20 protein-coding genes and 1 pseudogene are annotated in these 20,161 nt (G+C 64.7%); 4 read left to right on the top strand and 17 right to left on the bottom strand.

Annotated elements, in window-relative coordinates; all coding sequences use genetic code 11:
• Window positions 1-84: 84 nt before the first annotated feature.
• The gene (locus tag ACIPUB_RS17485) at window positions 85-1,023 is read right to left on the bottom strand and encodes an EamA family transporter (RefSeq protein WP_407608538.1); all 939 of its coding nucleotides are present in this window, start codon (window positions 1,021-1,023) and stop codon (window positions 85-87) included.
• A 68-nt stretch (window positions 1,024-1,091) separates the two neighbouring features.
• On the opposite strand from ACIPUB_RS17485, the gene ACIPUB_RS17490 reads away from it, so the two are divergent.
• Complete coding sequence (locus ACIPUB_RS17490) at window positions 1,092-1,952, top strand: LysR family transcriptional regulator (RefSeq protein ID WP_407608539.1); 861 nt, start codon at window positions 1,092-1,094, stop codon at window positions 1,950-1,952.
• On the opposite strand, the pseudogene ACIPUB_RS17495 reads toward ACIPUB_RS17490, so the two are convergent.
• From ACIPUB_RS17495 to ACIPUB_RS17505, 3 genes and pseudogenes are all read right to left on the bottom strand, one after another.
• A pseudogene (locus tag ACIPUB_RS17495) lies at window positions 1,949-2,200 on the bottom strand (3-oxoadipyl-CoA thiolase); the annotation flags it as partial. The gene ACIPUB_RS17490 and the pseudogene ACIPUB_RS17495 sit on opposite strands and share 4 nt — an antisense overlap.
• 107 nt (window positions 2,201-2,307) lie before the next feature.
• On the bottom strand, window positions 2,308-2,619 hold the full coding sequence (locus ACIPUB_RS17500) for a tripartite tricarboxylate transporter permease (protein WP_407608556.1): 312 nt from the start codon (window positions 2,617-2,619) through the stop codon (window positions 2,308-2,310).
• Between the two features lie 44 nt (window positions 2,620-2,663).
• Complete coding sequence (locus ACIPUB_RS17505) at window positions 2,664-3,164, bottom strand: very short patch repair endonuclease (protein ID WP_264268866.1); 501 nt, start codon at window positions 3,162-3,164, stop codon at window positions 2,664-2,666.
• Between the two features lie 473 nt (window positions 3,165-3,637).
• Here ACIPUB_RS17505 and ACIPUB_RS17510 point away from each other — a divergent pair, with 473 nt between their 5' ends.
• Together ACIPUB_RS17510 and ACIPUB_RS17515 are read left to right on the top strand one after the other, a co-directional pair.
• Window positions 3,638-4,585 (top strand): trypsin-like serine peptidase, encoded by a 948-nt coding sequence (locus ACIPUB_RS17510; RefSeq protein WP_407608540.1) that lies wholly within the window; start codon window positions 3,638-3,640, stop codon window positions 4,583-4,585.
• A gap of 64 nt (window positions 4,586-4,649) precedes the next feature.
• A complete protein-coding gene (locus ACIPUB_RS17515; protein WP_407608541.1) occupies window positions 4,650-4,823 on the top strand; it encodes a hypothetical protein in 174 nt (57 codons plus the stop codon).
• A gap of 219 nt (window positions 4,824-5,042) precedes the next feature.
• Here ACIPUB_RS17515 and ACIPUB_RS17520 read toward each other — a convergent pair whose 3' ends face one another.
• The 13 genes from ACIPUB_RS17520 to ACIPUB_RS17580 form a co-directional block, all read right to left on the bottom strand.
• Window positions 5,043-6,032 (bottom strand): VOC family protein, encoded by a 990-nt coding sequence (locus ACIPUB_RS17520; RefSeq protein ID WP_407608542.1) that lies wholly within the window; start codon window positions 6,030-6,032, stop codon window positions 5,043-5,045.
• Window positions 6,033-6,255: 223 nt separating this feature from the next.
• Complete coding sequence (locus tag ACIPUB_RS17525; RefSeq protein ID WP_407608543.1) at window positions 6,256-6,651, bottom strand: hypothetical protein; 396 nt, start codon at window positions 6,649-6,651, stop codon at window positions 6,256-6,258.
• A 265-nt stretch (window positions 6,652-6,916) separates the two neighbouring features.
• Entirely contained in the window at window positions 6,917-8,434 is a 1,518-nt protein-coding gene (locus tag ACIPUB_RS17530) for an aldehyde dehydrogenase family protein (RefSeq protein ID WP_407608544.1), read from the bottom strand.
• Entirely contained in the window at window positions 8,431-9,135 is a 705-nt protein-coding gene (locus ACIPUB_RS17535) for an HD domain-containing protein (RefSeq protein WP_407608545.1), read from the bottom strand. The genes ACIPUB_RS17530 and ACIPUB_RS17535 overlap by 4 nt, the downstream gene beginning before the upstream one ends.
• A gap of 48 nt (window positions 9,136-9,183) precedes the next feature.
• A complete protein-coding gene (locus tag ACIPUB_RS17540; RefSeq protein ID WP_407608546.1) occupies window positions 9,184-10,482 on the bottom strand; it encodes an NAD(P)/FAD-dependent oxidoreductase in 1,299 nt (432 codons plus the stop codon).
• Between the two features lie 3 nt (window positions 10,483-10,485).
• Window positions 10,486-10,806 carry a 2Fe-2S iron-sulfur cluster-binding protein gene (locus ACIPUB_RS17545; protein WP_407608547.1) on the bottom strand — a complete coding sequence of 107 codons (321 nt, stop codon included), beginning with the start codon at window positions 10,804-10,806 and terminating at the stop codon, window positions 10,486-10,488.
• An 18-nt stretch (window positions 10,807-10,824) separates the two neighbouring features.
• On the bottom strand, window positions 10,825-11,586 hold the full coding sequence (locus tag ACIPUB_RS17550) for an SDR family NAD(P)-dependent oxidoreductase (RefSeq protein WP_407608548.1): 762 nt from the start codon (window positions 11,584-11,586) through the stop codon (window positions 10,825-10,827).
• A gap of 128 nt (window positions 11,587-11,714) precedes the next feature.
• Complete coding sequence (locus tag ACIPUB_RS17555) at window positions 11,715-13,580, bottom strand: PEP-utilizing enzyme (RefSeq protein WP_407608549.1); 1,866 nt, start codon at window positions 13,578-13,580, stop codon at window positions 11,715-11,717.
• A gap of 78 nt (window positions 13,581-13,658) precedes the next feature.
• Window positions 13,659-14,753 carry a PEP/pyruvate-binding domain-containing protein gene (locus ACIPUB_RS17560; RefSeq protein ID WP_407608550.1) on the bottom strand — a complete coding sequence of 365 codons (1,095 nt, stop codon included), beginning with the start codon at window positions 14,751-14,753 and terminating at the stop codon, window positions 13,659-13,661.
• A complete protein-coding gene (locus tag ACIPUB_RS17565; RefSeq protein ID WP_407608551.1) occupies window positions 14,750-16,036 on the bottom strand; it encodes a cytochrome P450 in 1,287 nt (428 codons plus the stop codon). The genes ACIPUB_RS17560 and ACIPUB_RS17565 overlap by 4 nt, the downstream gene beginning before the upstream one ends.
• 133 nt (window positions 16,037-16,169) lie before the next feature.
• Window positions 16,170-16,988, bottom strand: coding sequence for an IclR family transcriptional regulator (locus ACIPUB_RS17570; RefSeq protein ID WP_407608552.1), 819 nt, complete (start codon window positions 16,986-16,988; stop codon window positions 16,170-16,172).
• 95 nt (window positions 16,989-17,083) lie between these two features.
• Window positions 17,084-17,770, bottom strand: a complete 687-nt coding sequence (locus tag ACIPUB_RS17575) for an HD domain-containing protein (RefSeq protein ID WP_407608553.1) — start codon at window positions 17,768-17,770, stop codon at window positions 17,084-17,086.
• Between the two features lie 283 nt (window positions 17,771-18,053).
• A complete protein-coding gene (locus ACIPUB_RS17580; RefSeq protein ID WP_407608554.1) occupies window positions 18,054-19,286 on the bottom strand; it encodes a CynX/NimT family MFS transporter in 1,233 nt (410 codons plus the stop codon).
• Between the two features lie 197 nt (window positions 19,287-19,483).
• On the opposite strand from ACIPUB_RS17580, the gene ACIPUB_RS17585 reads away from it, so the two are divergent.
• Window positions 19,484-20,017, top strand: coding sequence for a VOC family protein (locus ACIPUB_RS17585; protein ID WP_407608555.1), 534 nt, complete (start codon window positions 19,484-19,486; stop codon window positions 20,015-20,017).
• Window positions 20,018-20,161 lie beyond the last annotated feature (144 nt).

A 20,161-nucleotide genomic window follows, 5' to 3' on the forward strand; every position in this document is an offset into this window, starting at 1 on the left:
GTCGGTCGGACATCGAAGCCATGGTGCGGGTGCGGGCGGCACGCGGGAAGCTCACCAATCGCCTACATCCGGGCCTCGAGTACCTCAAACCGTCCGGGTCAGGGGACGGGATGTGGCCAGTCCCCGCACGGAAACGAAGATGTTGCTCAGGACAATCAGCCCGACTCCCAGCCATTCGTTGGGCTGCAAGGCTTGGTGGAGCATGACCCATCCGGCGAGAACCGCCCACACCGGACTCAGACTGGTGAAGATCCCGAAAATCCTGGCCGGAACCCGCCGCAGGGCCTGCAGGTCGGAAACGGCGGGGACGACCGAGGACAGCAGGCCGCAGGCTGCGGCCAGTCCGAGGGCGCCGATGCTCGGCACGTGGGCGAGGAACCAGAGGATCGCGATGGGCACCCACATGCCGGCCGTGACGATGCTCGCCGCGGCGGTTCCCTGCAGGCCCGGCAACCGTTGCCCCAAGGTGCGGTTCAGCAGGATGTAGGAGGCCCACCCCGCGGCGGCAACCAGGCCCAGTGCGATTCCCAAGATGTCGGTAGCCGGACCGGGGTTGATAAGGACAATGACCCCGACACCCGCGAGCAGCGCACAGGCGACGTCAAACGGCCGGCGGGAAAAGGCGATGGCGACGCCGAGCGGACCCAGGAACTCCAGGGTGACGGCCAGGCCGAGCCCGATGCGATCGATCGCCGCGTAAAGGGAAAGGTTCATCATGCTGAACACCAGCGCCAGGCCCAGGATCGGCAGCCACTGATCCTTGCGCAGTGCCCGCAGTCCGGGGCGCACGATCGGAGCCAGGACGAGTGCCGTGACGAGCTGTCGCACGGCTACGACGCCGACCGGCCCGATAATCGGAAACGCCATGGACCCCAGGGCCGCACCGGCCTGGTTCGAGACCGAGCTGGCCAGCATCAGCGCGAACCCGGTTCCGCGCCGACCCCCGGTGGCGGCCGTGGCGCGCAACGGCGCATCGGCGACGGGAACATTCTGCCGGGGATCTGCGGCATCAAGGGGCTTCATGTCCTCACCGTAGGTTCCCCTACGGCATAATCCCAGTGCATGTTTTGGGTCTGCCATACACTTTGGTCATGGACTGGAATCTTCGGGAGTTGAGGTACTTCGTCACTGCGGCCGAGGAAGGATCCTTCACCGATGCCGCTGCACGGCTCTTCGTCTCGCAGGCCGCAGTCTCACGCACCATCGCGGGACTGGAGAAGACGGTGGGAGAGAAGCTGCTGCGCCGGGTGCCGCGAGGATGCGAGCTCACCAGCACCGGTCAGCAGGTGTTGCCCCAAGCCCGCAAGGTGCTCGCCGAAGCCGTACGGTTCACCAGATTCCTGGACAGTCGCCACGGCGTCCTGCGGCTGGGGTACGCCTGGGCGGCGCTCGGGCGGCACACCGCCCGCCTGCAGCGTGACTGGGACCGTGGCCACGAGGCCATCGAGCTCCAACTGGTCAGGCAGAACCTGCCCACCTCCGGCCTGGCCGAGGGGCTCTGCGATGTGGCGGTGATGCGCGGACCCGCCGATGCGCGGCGCTTCGATTCGGTGGTGGTGGGACTGGAACGCCGAGTGGTCGCCTTCGCCTCTGACGACGCACAGTGGGTGCGGCGCCGCCAGGTGAGCATGGCCGAGGTCGCGCAGCGCACCGTGGTCATCGACCCCCGTGCAGGGACCACCAACAGCCACCTGTGGAGCGGTGCGGGCCAACAACCCACGTTCATCGAAACCACCGACGTCGACAGCTGGCTGGACTCCATTGCCGCGGGCCGCGGTGTGGGAACCACGGCCGAGGCCACGGCACACCACCATCCACGCCCTGGCGTCACCTATCGCCCCATCAAGGACGGCCCCCGGATCGAAGTACGGCTGGTGTGGTGGCGGGACGAACCTCCCGGCGGGCTCAGCGACCTCGTTGACGCCGTGACCCGCCTCTATGCCGACGGTTAGGCGCGCTCCATGAACATTGAGGTTCCCTGGCCCACGCCGGCACACATGGTGGCCAAGCCACGATTGGCGTATTCGCATTCCATCCGACCCATCAGCGTCACCACCAGGCGCGAACCGCTGGAGCCCAGCGGGTGGCCCGGCGCAATGGCGCCGCCGTCGTTGTTGACGATGCCTGCATCGAGCTTCAGTTCGCGCATCGCGGCCAGCGACTGCGTGGTGAAGGCCTCGTTGGACTCAGCGCCGGATTCCCCGCGCAGTTGCGAAGGGTGTACATGCGACCGGGGTAGCACCGGAATTCGGTGCCACCCCGGTCGCTGTCAATTGCGGGTATAGCGGAGTCTCGGGCAGGCCCGGATTACACGTCCTTGCGTGCGCGGGAGTTGACCTTGCGCCAGAGTGTGTAGACCAGCACCAGAGCGAGCACCCCGTAGAGGGTGAGCGTGATCGGCGAACCCACCAGGATCGAGGCATCGCCGCCGGAGGACATCATGGCGTTGCGCAGGCTGGTTTCGGCCAGCGGGCCGAGGACGACTCCGATCATGATCGGCGCTAGCGGGAACCCATAGCGGCGCAGGGCAAATCCGAGAACGCCGATGAGGAGCACGATCACCAGATCCGTCACCGCGGCACTGGTGGCGTAGACGCCCAGCGCACAGAAGACGGTGATGCCGCGGGATCATGTCGGCCCGCAGGCAGCACGCCTGCGACCCCTCACATTCCGTCGATATCCTTGTCCCGTGCGGGAGGGCCCAGAAAATGGGCGAGCGTTTCGAGCGTGGCCTTCGGATCCCGCAGTTCACATTCCCACACCACGATGGTCTCCCAGCCGAGGGCCCGTAGGGTTTCGATCGCTTGCCTATCTCGTTCGTGGGTGCGGTTGCGCTTGTCCGCCCAGAATTGGGCATTTGTCGCCGGTGCATGTTGCCCGGCGGGGCAATCATGTCGGTGCCAGAAGCATCCATTGATGAAGACAGCCTGATGGCGGGCGGGAAAGACGATGTCGGGAGAGCCGGGAAGCTTGCCGCCGCGCAGGCGCACCTCCGGGTATTGGCGATTCAACTTCTCGAGTGTTCCACGTGGAATGCGACCGTGAAGGCGGTAGCGGTATCCCGCTGCATGCAGCAGCTGGCGCACGAACAGCTCGGGCTTCGTATCCTTGCCGCGGATCTTGCCCATGAGTTGTGAACGCGCTTGTTCGGACATGCTGTCCATGTCTCGATTGTGCACCCGCTGCCCCGGAAAGCGCACGATCAATAGTTAGGGTGAGATTTTTACGTTGCCGCCACCGCCTACGTTGGAGCCGAGTTCCTTCACATTCCTGGAACGGGCTCATGATGCAATTTGGATTCGCGACTTCGGCCAAACGTGAACGCGGGCACGCCCTGCATTCTGTGGCGTGAGTCCCGAGACGGGGCAAGTTGCAGAAAAGCGGGAGGTGTCGATGACGAACCTACTCGTGGGTAATCCTTCAAGTTTTGTCTCTGATTCGTTTCATAAATTTCCATGGTCCAGAATATTCGGTCCCGAAGATGGTAGCCAAAAGTCTATAGTCACTCTTTGAAGCATGTGTTTGACTGTTGTGCACCAGTGCCTCGGCACCCACTTTTGAAGGTGACAACGGCGTCACCGGACAGGAAGAAAACGTGCAAGCAACGTACGTAAGTCACCACCCCAAGGGCAAAACCATGAGCAGGACGGTAGCTGCGCTTCTTCTCGCGGGCGCCCTGATCGGCGGAACCGCATCCACGGCAACTTCGGCCCCGCGGTCCGAAACCGATGCGGTCGACACGAAGAAGATCTCTTCGACGCAGGCTGAAGCGGCAATGTCCTATTGGACTCCCCAGCGAATGAAAGACGCCAAGCCCGCCGATAGCCTTACCCGCGGCAAATCGGCGTCGAATGCTCCGCTGGATATCGGTGAATCAACCAAGATTGCCGGGCGCAGCGCAAGTAAAGCAAAAACGACTGCAGGTAAACCGACCAAGAACGTGGCCGAAACACCCGTGTCCCACATCGGCAAAGTGTTCTTCACCTTGGGTGGCGCGAACTACGTATGCTCCGGTAACGCAGTTGTCGCCGCAAATGAGGCAACCGTCTCTACTGCGGGCCACTGTGTCAACGAGGGACCGGGTGCCTTCGCGACGCGTTGGGTCTTTGTTCCTGCCTATGAAAACGGCAGCGCTCCCTATGGTTCTTTCGCAGCAACTGAGCTTGTAGCTCCGACGCAATGGACGCAAGGCGGGGACATTACCTACGACACGGCCTTCGCAGTGGTCTCGGACCAGAGCGGCGTGAGCCTGGCAGATCAGGTCGGTGCCTCCGGCGTCGCCTTCAACCAGGCCAGGGGACTGACCTACACCGCCTTTGGCTATCCGGCCGCACGGCCATTTGACGGGGAGACCCTGCAATCATGCAGTGGAGCCGCGAGCGACGATCCATACGGGCAGACGCAGTCGCAGGGAATTCCGTGCAATATGACCGGCGGATCTTCCGGCGGGCCATGGTTCCTGGGTGGATCGGATGGGTTCCAGAACTCCGTGAACAGCTTCGGCTACGGAGGAATCCGCAATACGATGTTCGGCCCATACTGGGGATCGGTCATCGAGCAGGCCTACCAGAGCGCACAAAACTAGTAGTCCAAACCATGGGTGGAATGCCATGATGGCATTCCACCCATGGTCGTTAAGGAGGAGCAACATGGAATCCAGCGACAGCGTGAAAAACGAATCACAGGGCATTGAACCATCAGTCTTCAAACTGAACGCGACGCCCGAGGAGCAGCTTGAATATTTCACGGAGGAACGACGAAAAACTGCGGTGCCCCGGGAAATCGAATTGCCGGATCCGGAAAAATTGAACGACGAGGATTGACTCGGCTCGAGAATTCACACGTGCAAATTCACAAAGACCGTAGTTAAAGGTTTGAGCACCGGCCGGAAGATTCGGGGGACAAATCGTGTTTCCAGCCGGTGCTCGCATCACTCGCACCTTCATGAGGTAGTAATGACTCTACGGTTGGAGGCTATGGATTTGATGTGCCTGGCCATGGCGTTGGGTGTGAGTGGTCCACGCCAGAAGGTCGCGCGGGGGTCAGCCCGCGATACGTACCGTGATCCGGGTTCCCCAAGGGTCGCTGGTGGTCAGGGATCTCTTGCCGAGCTCGTGCGGGATCTGGTTCGCGGTCAAGCGGGCGGCAACGGCATCCAGTTGGGCGTCATTCGCTACTTGGATGGAGACGGTGCGCAGGCCAAGGCTTTCCGGGCGTTTGCCCGCTCCGGATGAGGACCAGGTGTTGACGGCAAGGTGGTGGTGGTACCCATTGGCCGCCAGGAAGATGGCGCCTTCCGAACGGGCCGTCACGGCGAATCCGAGCCCGTCTCCGTAAAATTCCTCGGCCTGCTGCAGATCGCCGCCGCGCAGGTGTACATGCCCCATCGACACGGCCGTGGCGCGGGCAGCGGGGGCCCGATTCCCAAGGTGCTCGGTGATGAAGGCATTGGGATCCAGTACCGCCGAACCCATCGTGACAAGTCCGTCATTCCAATCCCAGGTGTCCTCGGGAGTATCAACATAGAGCTCGACGCCATTTCCCTCAGGGTCGGCGAAGTAGAAGGCCTTGCTCACCTTGTGGTCGCTGGAACCTTGGAACGAGGCAGGCGCCTGGTTCGCGGTGCGCAGCACGGAAGCGGCCAGCTCGGCCTCGTCCGGGAAAAGGAATGCGGAGTGGTAGAGCCCGGCCTGGGTGTAGTCATCAGGAGCCGCATCGGGGGAGTCGGCCGCGATCAGGCGGAAGAGCTCGGTGCCCTCGGTGCCCAGGACAACGTCATCCTCGTCGCTGCTGATGGTGGTGAGGCCCACTCCTTCGGTGTAGAAGCGGTGGAGCCCGTCGAGGTCGGACGTCACCAATTCGACGGGGCCCATCCGCAGTCCGGTGCCCAGCGCGCTGGGCGAGGGGCCGTCTTCGGCCGCGGCGGTTGTTCCACAGGCCGCGAGCACGAATGCAAGGGCCGCCAGAATCGCAGCGATCACCCACCGTGGGGGTCGAATGCGGTCGGCGCGGCGCGCTGAGGTGTTGCCCATGAAGAGGTCCCCATCGTTGTCGAAAAGAATTAAAGTTGATGTTTCAACTAAATTTTAGCCCATGGGGCGAAGCCGTGGTTGGCCCGGCGTCCTGGACACCCAAGCGGCGACGCTATATGCCACGGGTCGGGGGCTTCCGAAGAAGGGGCGGCCGGTCCGGAAACCGTCGCCTGCACCCGTGCCCCGATTCCGCGTCCTACCGGGTCGGAATTCGGTCTCGCGATCAGGCCGCGGCGGCGGCCCGGCGGATGCGCTTGGTGCGCGATCGAAGCAGGAGTGCGAGCGCCACCCGTGAGAGGACTATGACCAATGCCGCATACCCGTTGACGACGTTCTGCAGTCCGAGCGTGGGAATGAGCAGCCCGGTGACCAGCGTCGGAACACCGAACGCCATGAGCGTGCCCCAGCGTTGCAGGGGCGGGAGCAATTCGAGCACCGAGCGAAGACCGCCCTGAAACCCCGCACCGAATCCGATTCCGCCGATGACGCTGGCGGCGAAGTAGAGCCACGCGCTTTCCAGCGCCACCGCTGCGGCAATTGCTGCAACCCCAAGGATGAGTGCAGATGCTCCGATGGCCATGACCTTCTCGCTCTTGACCCTGAAGCTGAGCACCCGCATTTGGAGAGTAAGGGTAAGGCGACTGGAGGGAATTCGTTATGCGGCCGCGGAGAATCGGAGTCGTCAGGGCGCTGTCCCAGCGGCGAAGTCGTTGTTAAAGGTTTGAGCACCGGCCGGAAGATTCGGGGGAATGAATCGTTTATCCGGCCGGTGCTCGCATCACTCGCACCTTCATGAGGTAGTAATGACTCTATGGTCCGAGGCTATGGATTTGATGTGCCTGGCCATGAAGTTGGGTGTGAACGCCGTTCGTGGCTGGCCGTTCTCAGCGACGGTGAATCGACTTGTAGCTCAAATAGGCGGCCAGGCCTTCGGGGCCGTACTCGGTGCCGAGCCCAGAGTCGTTGCGACCGCCAAATGGCGCCGCGTGGTTGGAGGCGAAGAAGTTGATGCCAACGCTGCCGGTATCCATGCGGTCGGCCGCTGCCTGAGCGGCATCGGTGTCGGCGCCGAAGACCAGGCCGCCCAAACCGAACTCGGTGTTGTTGGCCAGCGCGATGCCCTCATCGATTCCGTCGTAGCGCAGAATTGAAACCACCGGCCCGAAGATCTCCTCGCGGGAAATCCGCATCTCCGGCGACACCTCCGCAAACACGGTGGGGGCGATGAAGTAACCGGCGTCCAGGTCGCCGCCCAGTTGTGCCTTGTGCCCGCCTGTGGTGGCGCGGGCACCTTCGGCGTGTCCCGACTCGATGTACTCGAGCACGGTCCGGTACTGGCTGGCGGTGGCCGACGGACCAAAGACCGTGGCCGGATCCAGCGGGTCCCCCTGGGGTGCGGCGGAAATAGTGGACGTGACCAGGTCCACGACCTCGTTGTAGCGTTGGGAAGGGGCCAGGATGCGCGTGGAAATGTAGCAGGTCTGCCCGGTGTTGCGCATGCAGGAGCGAATGAGGGTGTCGCCCATGGCGCCCAGATCCGCATCCGGCAGAACCAACGCGCTGGACTTGCCTCCCAGCTCGAGGGTGACTGGGCGCAGCAGCTCACCGCAAGCGGCGGCGATCTTGCGACCCACAGGCGTGGATCCGGTGAAGGCGACCTTGTTGATCTTGGGATGGCGCACCAGCGCGTCTCCCAGGCGGCCGGATCCGGTGACCAGGCTGGCCACGCCTGCCGGAACACCGGCGGCAGCCAACGAATCCATGATGATCCTGAATGACAACGGCGTGGGGGAGGCCGGCTTCATCACCACGGTGCACCCGGACAGCAGCGCCGGCGCCAGCTTGATGACCATCAGGTTGATCGGGAAGTTCCACGGGGCAATCAGTCCGCACACGCCCACCGGGTCCCGGCGCACCAGGGACTCTCCCAAGCCGTTGGGGAAGGGCCGGATGTCCTCGGCTTCCAGCATCGGGGCCAGCGAGGCAAAGTAGCGGAAGATGCTGGCGGCATTTGCCGCCGCGCCCTTGGTCTCGGAGACAGGGGAGCCGTTTTCCAACGTGTTGGTCAGCGACAGCTCGGTGGAGCGCGCCTCAATCTGATCGGCAATGCGCAGCAGTACGGCCGCCCGGTGGGAGGGGGACAACCGCGGCCAGGGGCCCGAGTCGAAGGCAGTCCGTGCCGCGCTCACCGCCTTCTCAAGGTCCTCGGTGGTGCCGTCGGCGACCGAACCCCACACCAATCCGGTGGCCGGGTCGGTGACGTCGTTGCGGGCGCTACCCGTAGAGGCAAGCCACTCGCCGTCAATGAAATGGGTGTCTACGTGGCGGTAGGGAAGGGCCAGGGCCGCGCGCGCGGCCACGGCGCCTGGATGGTGTTCGAGGTGTTGCTGTTGGGTGCTCATCGCAGCACCGCCGTCTGCAGCAGGGCGCGGGAGCGGTCCAGATCGGTGGTTGCCATGTCCACGGCGGCGGCGGTGATGAGCTCGGGGACGATCTCGGTCTCCAGCCGGTCCGTGTATACGGCCGGGTTCTGCGAGAACCAGCCCGCGGCCAGCGCGATGCCGGCGTGGTCGAAGCGCCAGAGCCGGTCGGCGTCGCGCATCAGCGCATCCTCCAGGGAGTGGGCCACCGGGCGGGTGTCGTGCCCGTCGATGATGGCGCAAACCGCCTCGATGAAATCGGGTTCGTAGCCCAGCGGGGGCAGCACACGGCGGGCCACATCGCAGCCCAGGCGCTCGTGCTCAAAGCGGATGCCGGCCTTGCGCCAGTCGCCGCGGAAACCCTCGGAGATGATCTTGGTTTCATCCACGTGCGCCCACCCGGTGTCGTGCAGCAGGGTGGCCACGAGCACCAGCTCGCGGTTCGCGTCCGGGTAGGCGTCGCACAGGCGGCGGGCGAAGGCCAGGGAAATGGGCAGGTGGATGTCGTTGCCGCGGGCCCGGGTCTCGGGAACCACCGCGGCCCAGAGCGGGAGCAGGTCCGCCTCGATGCCGGGGGTGAGGCAAATCGGGCTGGTGTCCACCTTCCCGGGAGCGGGAATGGGGCGTTGCGGGTAGGCAGCGGCGAAGGCGGCGCCGGGATCGGTGTCGGTCAGGGTGTTCATGGCGCGTGCGGCTCCTTGCGTCAGGGAAGAGTATGTGGGGGAGGGCGGCTAGGCAATGAGGGACTTGAGCATGGTGGCCGGATCGGAGGCCAGTTCCGGGTCGATGGACTTGCCGGCGGCCAGGGCCTGCTTGACGGCCATGAAATCCAGCGGGGCGTTGACGGCGTCGGCGGCAATGATGCGCCCGCCGCGGTAATAGAGGACGGTGAACTTCCCCTTGTCTTGGTCGCGGCGGATGACCGTGGATTCGAAGCCGGTGGACAGCCCTGCGATCTGGAGTTTCATGTCCGCCTGGTTGGACCAGAACCACGGGATGCCTGCGTATTCCTCGCTGCGTCCCATGAGTGAGTAGGCGGCGACCTTAGCGTGCTCAATGGCGTTGTTCACCGACTCGAGGCGGATGCGTTCGCCGGCCGGTGCACCGGGAACGGGGTTGGGCATGTTGGCCACGTCGCCGACGACGATGGTGGTGCCGTCGGAGGCGAGCGCCCCGGCGTCCACGACGATGCCGTTGTTGATTTCCAGTCCCAGGGCCTCGCCGAGCTCGGTATTGGGGATGACCCCGATGCCGACCAAGACGATCTGGGCCGTGATCTCGGACCCGTCTTCGAGTCGCACCCCGCCCACGGTGCCGTTGCCGTCGTCGAGGATCTGCTCGATGCGCGCCGCGATGCGGATGTCCAGGCCGCGCTTGCGGTGTTCGGTCAGGAAGTACTCGCTGGTTTCGGTGCCTACGGCCCTGCCCACGAGGCGCTGCCCGTATTCCAGGACGGTGACGCGCTTGCCCATGGCGGCCAGCGAGCTGGCGGCCTCCAGGCCGATGAACCCGCCGCCGACCACGACCACGTCGGTGGTGGCCGGGGCAAGTTCCTTCAGCCGCAGCGCGTCGTCCGCGTTGCGCAGGTAGGCCACCCCGTCCAGCTCGGCACCGGGGGCCTCGAGGTGCCGCGGGCGGGCACCGACCGTCAAGGCCAGGCGCTGATAGGGGTAGGTGGTGCCGGAGGTACCGCGGGCGGTTCCGCTGCCGTCGGCGTTTGAGTCCACGGACTCGATCCGCTCGCCCTTGATGAGGGTGATGTTGTGTTCGATCCAGTAGTCGTTGGTGCGGAAGATCAGGGATTCGGAACCGACCTTGTCCTGCAGGAACTCCTTGGACAGGGCGGGTCGCTGGTAGGGTCGGTGGTCCTCGTCGCCCAGCAGCGTGATGTGCTCGGTGTAGCCCAGGGCGCGCAGCGAGATGGCCAGCTGCACCCCGGACTGGGAGGCTCCGATGATCAGCAGGCCGGTGGCGGTACCCGACTCCGGTGCGTCGGCCCCGGCACGGGAGGGAACGGTGGCGGTGTCCATGTCCTAGACCTGCGTTTCGGGGGTGGTGACGTGGAGTTCCTGGTCCTCGCAGAGCCGAATCTGGCAGGAGAGCCGGGAATTGTCCGCGCGGTCAACGGCGGTGCCGTAGAGCATCTCGTCCTCCATCTCGCCCATGGGTTCCAAGCTCGGCAGGTCGGCCTCGGCAACGAAGACGTGGCAGGTGGCGCAGGAGAGCGAGCCGCCGCATTCGGCGACGATGGCGGTGACGCCGTTGCGCACAGCGGTCTCCATGACCGAGTCCCCGGTGTTGGCGTTGATGGTGGTGGTGGCACCGGCTGCATCGGTGAAGTGGACTGTAGGCATGAGGATCAATCGACCTTTCTAGATGAACTGGCGGCCACCGTCGACGACGAGCGTCTGACCGGTGATGAAGGAGGAATCGGGACCGGCGAGGAAGAGCGCTGCCCCCACGATGTCGTCGGGCTGGCTGGCCCGCTTGAGCGCACCGCGGTCGACCCCGTAGTTTTCGGCGTTGTCCATCAGCCCGTAACTGGCCTCCGTGAGGGTGAAGCCCGGGGCGATGGTGTTGACGGTGATTTCGCGCCGGCCCAATTCCTTGGCCATGACCCGGCTCAGGGCGATGACCCCGCCCTTGGAAGCCACGTAGTGGGCCCATTGCTCGGAACCGGAGTAGACGGTGGCCGAGGCCAGGTTGATGATGCGCGAGCCGGCTCCCAGATGCGGGCTCAGCGCCCGGGCCATCATCCAGGGTCCCTTGAGGTTCACCGCCATGACCCGGTCCCATTCTTCGAAGTCGATGTCCTCGAAGGGCGAGCGGGTGACGGTGGCGTAGATGGCGGCGTTGTTGATGAGCACCTGGACCTGGCCGCCGGCGAAGCCGGCAACCTGGGCCGCGAGCGCGTCGGTGGAGACGGGGCTGGTGACATCGACGGTGAAGGCCTCGGCGCGGCCGCCGATTGCCCGGACCATTTCTGCGGTCTCGGCGGTGCCGGCAGGATCGATGTCCGCCGCGGCGACCGCATAGCCGCGCCGGGCGAATCCGAGGGCGAAGGCCCGGCCGAGGCCTCCGGCGGCGCCGGTGACCAACACCGTGCCCGGCGGGGTGTGTGCTTCGGTGCTCATTGTCTGTACCGGGGGCCTTTCAGTGGGGCGAATGCCATGGGTGGGGAATCGGGGGTAGGTGGTGGGCGGGGCCTTGGGGTGCCCCGCCCACCTTCGGATGTCCGGAACCGCTATGGGGGAGAGCTGTCCTAGACGTGCGTGTGGGAGTGGGCCCCGGGGCCGGTGACCACGGGCGCCTCCTCGAGGATTTCGACGGTGCCCTTGGTGCCGTCCACGCGCAGCATCTGGCCGGTGCGGATGGTGGTGGAGGCGCTGCCGGTTCCGGTAACGGCCGGCAGACCGTACTCGCGGCAGACGATGGCGGCGTGGCTCATCATCCCGCCAATGTCGGTGACCGTGGCCTTGATCTTGCCGAAGATCGGGCCCCAGCTCGGGGCGGTGATCGGGGCAACCAGGATCTCGCCGGCCTGCACGTCGGAGAGGTCATCCGCGTGCATGACCACGCGGGCCATGCCCTCGACCAGTCCGGGGGAGGCGGCCATGCCCTTGAGCACGCCCGACTCGGAATCCTCGTCCCCACCCAGCCACTGCTGGACCTGTTCGGTGGTGATGCCCCAGAGCATCCGGGTGAAAGGCTCGGTGATGGCTGAGGGCGGGGTGTTCAGGGCCGGGGCCGGCCGTGCGGTCTTCAGTGCGTCGACGATGCCGCGCCGGCGCTCGATCTCCTGCGGCCACACCACGTTCCCGATCGGGTCGCCGGCGCCGATGCCCCAGGAAGTGACGAGGTCGAAGAGCACGTCACGGACCTCGTTTCGGCCCAGGTAGAGCATGTCCTCGGGTTCGTTCCAGAGACCCTGGGCATGCAGCATGCGGGACAATTCGCGCACCTTGCGCCAGAACACGCCCATGGTCCAGTGCTCGATGTAGAAGTTGTGGTTTTCCACGTACGGGTAGGCTGTGGCGGCCAGGGTGCGCTTGGCGTCGAAGACCTCGCGGACCTCGGGATCCAGCAGGTCCCGGTACTCCTCGACGATGCGGTCCTTCTCGGCGATCAGCTTGTCGGTGGGGCGCATGATGTTCGCCCCGCCCTGCAGGCGGTGGATGTAATCGGCGATGAAGCCAAGCGGGATCTCCTGATGTTCGATCCAGTACTTGTCGTGCCCGTAGAAGCCGTTTCCGATGGTGAAGTTGAACCACGGGTCCTTGGCCTCCTCCCAGCGTGCCAGCCAGCGCTCGCCGGAGGGCGAGGCTGCGATGGCTGCAAGCGTGGCTGCCGGGTCGTCGGTGTTGGAGAACGCGCCGGACAGATCCAGTTCCACGGCAAGTGCCGCGAGTTCCTTCAGTTCATCGTCGGGCTTGAACAGTTCCATGTCCACGCCCTGGACCATGGTGGCGATCGATTGGTCGGGGATGTTGGGGAACACTTCCTTGCAGAAGTTGAAGAAGTCCAGGTAGGCGATGTAGCCCAGGTTCAGGAATTCGAAGTGGTATTGCCAGTTTTGGTAACAGAGCTGGATCAGCCGGTCGTAGTTCTCCAGCAGCACCTCCGAGCCGTCCTTGGCCTTGCCGGAGAGGATGTCCGCCATCGGGATCTGCTCGGGCAGAGCCTCGAAGCTGAGGGACTCCATCTCGCTGATGGTTCCCTTGACCTTGACGTGCCAGGCCTTCAGCAGCTCTTCCCAATTGGCGAAGTAGTGGCCGATGCGGGCCTCGAAGTCAGGGACGCGGGCGGCGATCTGCTCGCTGGGCACCGGAAGCGGGGACATGTAGAGGTAACCGAGGTGGATGCGGAAGTCGATGCCGTTGGCGTTGGGGATCATCAGGTGGCGGGCGTTGTACTGGCCCAGGCACTTGACGGCGAATTCCCCGCCGATGGTCTCGAAAGGCTTGAAGACGGTGGGCCAGTGCTGGGAGTCGCAGAACCAGAACTTCTCGTCCTCCTCGGCTTTTAGTGCGTCCTGAAAGACCAGGTAGTACGGGTAGAGTTCCTCCCAGCCCTCGGCGCCCGGGGGAACCTGGAGATCGGAAGGCTTGGGAAAGGATTTCATGCTCATGGTGGTGGATGCCTTTCAAAAGATGCTGCTGCGGAGTTGGGGGAAAAGCGGCGAACGGTGGTGGGTCGGGCAACGCGGCTAGGATGCGGTGTTCATCAGCGAGGACGTGATCGAGGAGAAGTTGAAGCCCGAACCCAGCCCGAGGGAGGAAGCGTAGCCGCCGCCAGTCGGCTTAACCGTGGACTTGGACGAGTGCACGGTCTCCGGGCGGGACTGGAGCAGGAGCAGGTTCTCGCCTTCGGGCAGATCCGCATCCAGCGCCCACTCGATGTCCTGCGGGCAGCCATAGTGCTTCTCGGCGCGCTTGGCCAGCTGCGCCACCAGGGCCAGGTCCGCATCCGAGAGGCAGCGCACCGCGCGGCGCTTTTCACTGACCTCGACCTCCACCAGGGAGTTGGTGGCCGGGTCGGGAATGAGTTCGGCGTGCTTGGCCCCGATGTGCTCGGTGATGATGGCCAGGGTGACCTTGTCCAACTGGATGTTGTCGGGGGTGACGGTGCCGGAAACGACCATTTCGCCGACCCCGTAGGAGGCGTCGATGGTGATCTTGGAGCGGTCCCCGTTGGTGGGGTCCAGGGTCATCGCCACGCCTGCTGCGGCGGAGTTGACCATCTTCTGCACGACAACCGCCATGGACAGGCCCTCGTCGGGGATGTTGTTCTTCAGTCGGTACAGGATGGCCCGGGAGGTGTAGAGCGAGGCCCAGCAGGCGCGGATGTGCTCGGTGACCGCATCGTAGCCGTTGAGCCAGAGGTAGGTGTCCTGTTGCCCGGCGAAGGAGGCATCGGGAAGGTCCTCGGCGGTGGCCGAGGAACGCACCGCCAGCGGCACCTCCGCGGTGAAGTTCGCCTGCAAGGTGGCGTAGGCGTCCTTGGTGACTTGGCGCAGGGCGGCGGGCACCGGGCGCTGGGTGATCATGGAGCGGATCGCGGCGCTGGCGGCGTCCACAGCGTTCACGTCCTCCGGATCGACGCCGGCGAGCAGGGCGTTGATTTCGGCGGTAATGCCGCCTTCCATGAAGGCGTCGAAAGCTGCGGTGGTGACAACGAATCCGGGAGGCACCGGCATCCCGGCCGCGGTCATCGTCACCAGCGACGCACCCTTGCCGCCGAGGTTTTCCAGCTTCGGTTCGGCACCGCCGTCGAAGAATTCAATGAAGTCGTTGTTGCTCATGCCTGGGATTCCTTCCAGCTCACGTTGACGTATTCGGGGACGCGAAAGGACAGGTTCTTGCGGAACTCGATGCCCTCGCCGTCGATCAGCTCGAGGCCCGGGATCCTGGAGGTAAGTTCCTCCAGGGCGATCTTGGCCTGCAGCTTGGCGAGCATGTTGCCCAGGCAATAGTGGATGCCGAAGCCGAAGGAGAGGTGTTCGCGAGCGTTGGTCCGGGCGATGTCGAAGGTCTCGGGGTCCTCGAAGCGGGCTTCGTCGCGGTTGGCCGCACCCATCAACAGCAACAACTCGGCGCCTTCAGGGATCTTGACCCCCGCGACCTCGGTGTCCTTCAGAGCCTTGCGGCGCCAGCCGACGATGGATCCGGCGTAGCGCAGGACCTCGTCGATGGCCGCGGGGATGGCCTTGGGGTTTTGGACCACTTGCTCCCAGGCCTCGCGGTGGGCCAGGAGCACGCGCACGCAATTGGAGATCAGCGTGGTGGTGGTTTCGTGGCCGGCGAAAAGCAGGGAGTAGAGCAGCGAGGCGATCTCGTGGTCGGTGATTTCCGCGCCCTCGGACTGGGCCTTGACCAGGTCGGCGGTGAGGTTGTCCCCGCCGTGCTCGTGGGCGTGGGCCACGAGGCGCATGCACTCGGCCCAGTACTCCACGAGGTTGTGGGCATGCGGGATTTGCTCCTCGTCGCTCAGGTCTCCCCAGGTCATGGCGGCCCGGGAATCGCTCCAGCGCTTGTAGGTGTCGACTTGGGAGACATCGGCGCCGATGAGGGTGAGGATGGTGATGGTCGGAATGGCGTAGGCCAGATCCTTGACGATGTCGCCGGTGTTGGATTCGCGCGCCAGCATGGTCTCGATCGATTCGATGACATTGGCGCGGATGGAGGGTTCCAAGGCCTTGAAGCGGCGCGGGGTGAACGCCTTCTGTGCGATGGCCCGGATGCGGGTGTGCTCCGGCGGGCGGCGGGCCGAGAGCCCGGAGTAGGTGGTGAAGCCGCCGTCGTTCATGATCTTGGTGGCCTGCGGGCCGCGCTTGCGCACCGGGGCTTGGGCGTTTTCCGAGGAGAAGGTTTCCCAGTCCTCAAAGACGGCCTTGACGTCGTGGTAGCGGGTGACCACGTAGAGCCCGACACGTTCGTCGAACATCACGGGTTGTTCGTTGCGGAGGTTCGTGTAGGAGGGAAACGGGTTTTCCATGGTGAACGGTTCAAAACCGTGGTGGTCGGCCGGTGCCGTGGCGCCGTGCCCCATGGGGCAAACCCCGGCTGCAACATTGCTGCTGGACATGGAACGGACTCCTTGAGGAAAGAAGATCGGGGTTGCGCTGCCCGATTGTGGGCTGCGCAACATTCATTGCCTCAAGTGTTACCCATGACACACGCTAAGGGTGCGGAACCTTTCCCACTCAGTGGAAACTAGTTCAGGGCTGGGGTTCGGCGGGAGGCCGCGGTGCGCTTCCGGTGACGCTGCCCAGTAGCGTTTCGAGCGGGATGTGTGCCGTGGCTGCCTCGATGCGCTGGGAAATGCCTTTGAGCACGGGCAGGTGCCGGGTCATGGTGCCGGCATTGGCGGAGGGAACCACGAGCCCGATCGAGCAGCCCAGGCGGCCGGTGTGAAAGACCGGCACGGCAATGGAGCACGAGCCGATGATGACCTCTTCCTGTGTCGTGGCGTAGCCCTGCTCCCGAACCTGGGCAAGCTCGGCGCGCAGGCGGGTCGGATTGACGTGGGTGTGGCCGGTGACGGTAGTCAGCGGGTGGTTGAGGTAGGCATCAGTGACCCAGTCCTCGGAATACGCCAGGATCACCTTGCCCACTGCGGTGGCATGCAAAGGCAACCGGCCGCCGACACGTGAGGCGCGCGGAACCCTCTTGGAACCATAGACCCGGTCGATGTACAGGGCCATGTTGCCGTCCCGCACGGCAAGCTGGCTCGTTTCCCCGGTCAGGGAGAACATGTCCTGGACGAAGGGGCGGGCTGTGTCGCGCAATTGGCGCCCCGCATTCTGGGCGATGGCCCACAACCGCAAGCCAAGCTGGATCCCCCCGTTGGGTCCGCGGCTAAGCATGCCCCATTCGACCAGCTCGCTCACCAGCCGGTGGGTGGTGCTCAAGGGGACGCCCGAGGCCTCGGCGATTTCGGTCAGGCTCAGGGCCCGGCGCGATGTTTCAAACACTTCCATGATGGCAAGGACCTTGGAGGTCACGGTGCTTCCGGGCACTCGATTTCCACCTGCCATCTACGGTGTCCTTTCCATCTGCCGCACCTATTTTGCGCGCACCTTTGAGTGTAGGGGAGGACCCTCGGAAGTGACCGGACGAGACATGGAAGTCCCTAATGCACCGGGTGCAGCTCCCGGCTCCGCGGCCAGAGGTTTGCCTGCTCCAGGGCGATCAGTCCGTTTGCCATGGTGATTGCCTCGGGAGTGAAAAGCTTGCCCAGCACCCGCGAGGCACACAGTCGAAGGGCCTGGCCACGGTGCAGCCCGAACCAGTCCATGACGGTATCCAGGCCGTGCGGGGTCAGCCGCCACAACTTGTCGGCGTCCTTGACGATTTCGTCGTAGGGGTTCAGCGCATGGGAGCGGGAGTCGTGCCCATCGATGATCGCGGCGACCTGTTTGATCACCAGCGTATCCACGCGGAGGGATTCCAGGATCTCGGTTGCCAGTCGCGCGCCCTCCTTTTCGTGTTGCAACACCAGCTCCGGTCGTCCGCCGCCGGGGGCGATGGCGGCGAGCACGAGCCCGGGCTCCACCTGCGACCAACCAATGTCGTGCAGCATCATCGCCGGCAACACAACTCCGGGGTCGGCCTGCGGCCGTTGATCGAGCAGGGCGGCGGCCAGGGAAACGGAGTAGAGGGTGTGGGCGTCGTTGTCGCGCACCGCCAGCAGGTCCCGCGCCTGTCCCCAGATTTCGCCCAGCAACGGATGGGCTTCGAAAAGATCGGGCAGTGGCGGCGGGATGTGCTCGGAGGTGTCGAGCCCAAAGTGGTTGGCCTGTGGGTGAACTTTGATCATGGGCACATGCTTGCACCTACACCCCGTAAACCCAAGAGGTGGATTCCGGGCAGCGGAAACCTATCAGGCAACAATCGGCCGGGATCCGGCTCCGATGTGCTTTGCCCGCATGCCGGCATTGCTGGGTTAAATGGGTGAGCACCGGCCGGAAGATTATGGGGGATTCTTCCGACCGATGCTCTCATCACTCGCACCTTCAAGAGGTAACTACGACTCTAGGGAATCATTCTGGACATTTCATGGGTAACGGCATCGCGTTTCATGTGATTGCAGGTGTGCGAGCTTACTGGGTATGGGAGAAATGCATGCTCCCGCGCCGTCCGACCAGTACCGCGGAGAGGATGATGCCCAGGATCGCGAAGGCACAAGTCATCCACCAGGTGGAGGACCAACCTCCGGTGCTCATGGCCAGCCAGGCCACAATCATCGGGCCGGTGAAGTTGCCGACGTTGTAGATCTGCTGCATCAATCCCATCGCCGCCGGGGCCGAACCGCCCTCCGGCGCCAAGTCCACCGCCATTCGCGTCATGGTCGCGGGGATCATGGCGCCGGAAAAGGAGAAGAACCCGACGCAGGCGACCTGCCAGGCCAGTCCGCCGGGAACCGGCGACCAGTCAACGGCAAAGGTCAGCAGACTGGCCGCGGCCATCAGCACGAAGGACAGGAACAGCAGGGCGCGGGCAGGGGTGCCGCGCTGAAGCAGCATGCCGGTGATGATGGCGCCGGCCCCGTTGAGCCCGCCGACAACGGCCGACAAGACCCCGGCATGTGTGCCGCTCAGGCCGCTTTCCCCGTAGAGCGTGGGCAGGAACCCCACCACCGCCATCCACTGGACCGTGTAGCAACCGAAGACCACGCCTGCGAGCCACACCTTGGGCGATCGGGCGGTGATGCCGATGCGTCCGGCCGCGGCCTTGGCGCCTCCGGCACCGGCGGGGTGGTCCCTCGGCACCATGCGCAACACCAGCGGGATCGGCACCAGGCTGACGGCGGCCATGACCCACCACCACATCTGCCAGGTGCCAACCTGCAAGAAGTAGGCGCTGGCGATCAATCCCAAGAAGGTCGCGGTGCCCTGGTAGGCGCTCCAGCAGCCGACGGCCAGGTTGACTCGGCGGAAAGGTGCATGGCGGCGGATCAACCCGGGACCGACCACGGTGGCCACAATGAACCCGATGCCTTCAACCGCCCGGGAAGCCAACAGGGTATTCGCCCCGATCGACAGGGCGCCGAAGATCGAACCTGCACTCAGGAAGAGCAGCCCCAACAACAGGGTCCGGCGCTCGCCGATGACCTCGGCCAGCAACGACACTGCCAGGCCGCCGACCATGCCGGCCACCTGCACGATGCCCAGCAGCACCCCGGCGGCCAACAGGGACAGGCCCAGATCCTCCTGAATCTTCGGAAGCGCCGCGGGCAGTTTCCAGATGTGAAGTGCAGCGGTGATGCCTGCAACCACCACCACAATCCAGGCGGCATTGCCGCTGGCGGCGCGTTGGAGGCTGGGTTGGATCATCGTCAATGGAAAAGGTCCTTCGTTGGGCAGTTGATCGGATTCTTCCATGCCCGTGAGACGGAACACGAAGATGTGTCGAACCACAACCGAGTGCGAGTCTGCCCGCGGCCTGTCGGATTCCTCCGAGACCTTGACCGCCCGTCCGGCGTCCGATGGAATGGCAAGCAGGAATCCAGACCAGCGAAGGGTATTCGATCATGTCCCCGGAACCAACCAGCACGGCAGCAACCGGCAAGCACACAACCAACGGGGTGCCCCACGGCTACACGGCGCTGACTCCGTTCATCGTGGTTGACCCGGCGCACGAGGCCATCGAGTTCTACCGCGACGTCTTCGGTGCCACGGTGCTCTCGGTGATGCCCGGCGCTCCGGGGGAGGATGGCAACGCCACCGTCGCCCATGCGGAACTCGATTTCGGCAACGGCATCCTGCAGCTCTCCGACCCGCAGCCGGGATACGGGCTGGTCGCGGCCGATGCGCAGCACACCAACAATTCCATTGCGGTCTACGTGCAGGATGTGGACGCCGTTTTCGCACGGGCTCTGGAGCGCGGAGCCACCGCGGTTGAGCAACCGGCGGACTTCGTCTCCGGAGACCGCTTTGCCACCTTCGTGGATGCGTTTGGGCGTCGCTGGAACGTCATGACCCGCGTTCAGGACCTGTCCCGGGAGGAATCCGAACGCCGGGTTGCCACATGGCTCGAATCGTTCAACGCCACGGGCACGGATTAGGGGAAAACCAGCGTCGGCGGCCGGCCGTGCAGGCCTGGACCTGCCGCATGTACGCGCCCAGGCTTATTCTGGCGGCGGTCCTGAAATCCCGGGTGTAATGCGCCCGACCGGCAAGGCCCGACGCACTAGAGCCCCGGGGGGGGG

It is taken from the genome of Paeniglutamicibacter sp. ORCA_105, assembly GCF_045798545.1.
Taxonomy (GTDB): Bacteria; Actinomycetota; Actinomycetes; order Actinomycetales; family Micrococcaceae; genus Paeniglutamicibacter; species Paeniglutamicibacter sulfureus.

Bases quoted from the DNA above. Each gene is read 5' to 3' on its own strand.
- ACIPUB_RS17485 (WP_407608538.1), bottom strand. From the start codon at position 1,023: ATGAAGCCCCTTGATGCCGCAGATCCCCGGCAGAATGTTCCCGTCGCC.
- ACIPUB_RS17490 (WP_407608539.1), top strand. From the start codon at position 1,092: ATGGACTGGAATCTTCGGGAGTTGAGGTACTTCGTCACTGCGGCCGAG.
- ACIPUB_RS17505 (WP_264268866.1), bottom strand. From the start codon at position 3,164: ATGGACAGCATGTCCGAACAAGCGCGTTCACAACTCATGGGCAAGATC.
- ACIPUB_RS17510 (WP_407608540.1), top strand. From the start codon at position 3,638: ATGAGCAGGACGGTAGCTGCGCTTCTTCTCGCGGGCGCCCTGATCGGC.
- ACIPUB_RS17515 (WP_407608541.1), top strand. From the start codon at position 4,650: ATGGAATCCAGCGACAGCGTGAAAAACGAATCACAGGGCATTGAACCA.
- ACIPUB_RS17520 (WP_407608542.1), bottom strand. From the start codon at position 6,032: ATGGGCAACACCTCAGCGCGCCGCGCCGACCGCATTCGACCCCCACGG.
- ACIPUB_RS17525 (WP_407608543.1), bottom strand. From the start codon at position 6,651: ATGCGGGTGCTCAGCTTCAGGGTCAAGAGCGAGAAGGTCATGGCCATC.
- ACIPUB_RS17530 (WP_407608544.1), bottom strand. From the start codon at position 8,434: ATGAGCACCCAACAGCAACACCTCGAACACCATCCAGGCGCCGTGGCC.
- ACIPUB_RS17535 (WP_407608545.1), bottom strand. From the start codon at position 9,135: ATGAACACCCTGACCGACACCGATCCCGGCGCCGCCTTCGCCGCTGCC.
- ACIPUB_RS17540 (WP_407608546.1), bottom strand. From the start codon at position 10,482: ATGGACACCGCCACCGTTCCCTCCCGTGCCGGGGCCGACGCACCGGAG.
- ACIPUB_RS17545 (WP_407608547.1), bottom strand. From the start codon at position 10,806: ATGCCTACAGTCCACTTCACCGATGCAGCCGGTGCCACCACCACCATC.
- ACIPUB_RS17550 (WP_407608548.1), bottom strand. From the start codon at position 11,586: ATGAGCACCGAAGCACACACCCCGCCGGGCACGGTGTTGGTCACCGGC.
- ACIPUB_RS17555 (WP_407608549.1), bottom strand. From the start codon at position 13,580: ATGAGCATGAAATCCTTTCCCAAGCCTTCCGATCTCCAGGTTCCCCCG.
- ACIPUB_RS17560 (WP_407608550.1), bottom strand. From the start codon at position 14,753: ATGAGCAACAACGACTTCATTGAATTCTTCGACGGCGGTGCCGAACCG.
- ACIPUB_RS17565 (WP_407608551.1), bottom strand. From the start codon at position 16,036: ATGTCCAGCAGCAATGTTGCAGCCGGGGTTTGCCCCATGGGGCACGGC.
- ACIPUB_RS17570 (WP_407608552.1), bottom strand. From the start codon at position 16,988: ATGGCAGGTGGAAATCGAGTGCCCGGAAGCACCGTGACCTCCAAGGTC.
- ACIPUB_RS17575 (WP_407608553.1), bottom strand. From the start codon at position 17,770: ATGATCAAAGTTCACCCACAGGCCAACCACTTTGGGCTCGACACCTCC.
- ACIPUB_RS17580 (WP_407608554.1), bottom strand. From the start codon at position 19,286: ATGATCCAACCCAGCCTCCAACGCGCCGCCAGCGGCAATGCCGCCTGG.
- ACIPUB_RS17585 (WP_407608555.1), top strand. From the start codon at position 19,484: ATGTCCCCGGAACCAACCAGCACGGCAGCAACCGGCAAGCACACAACC.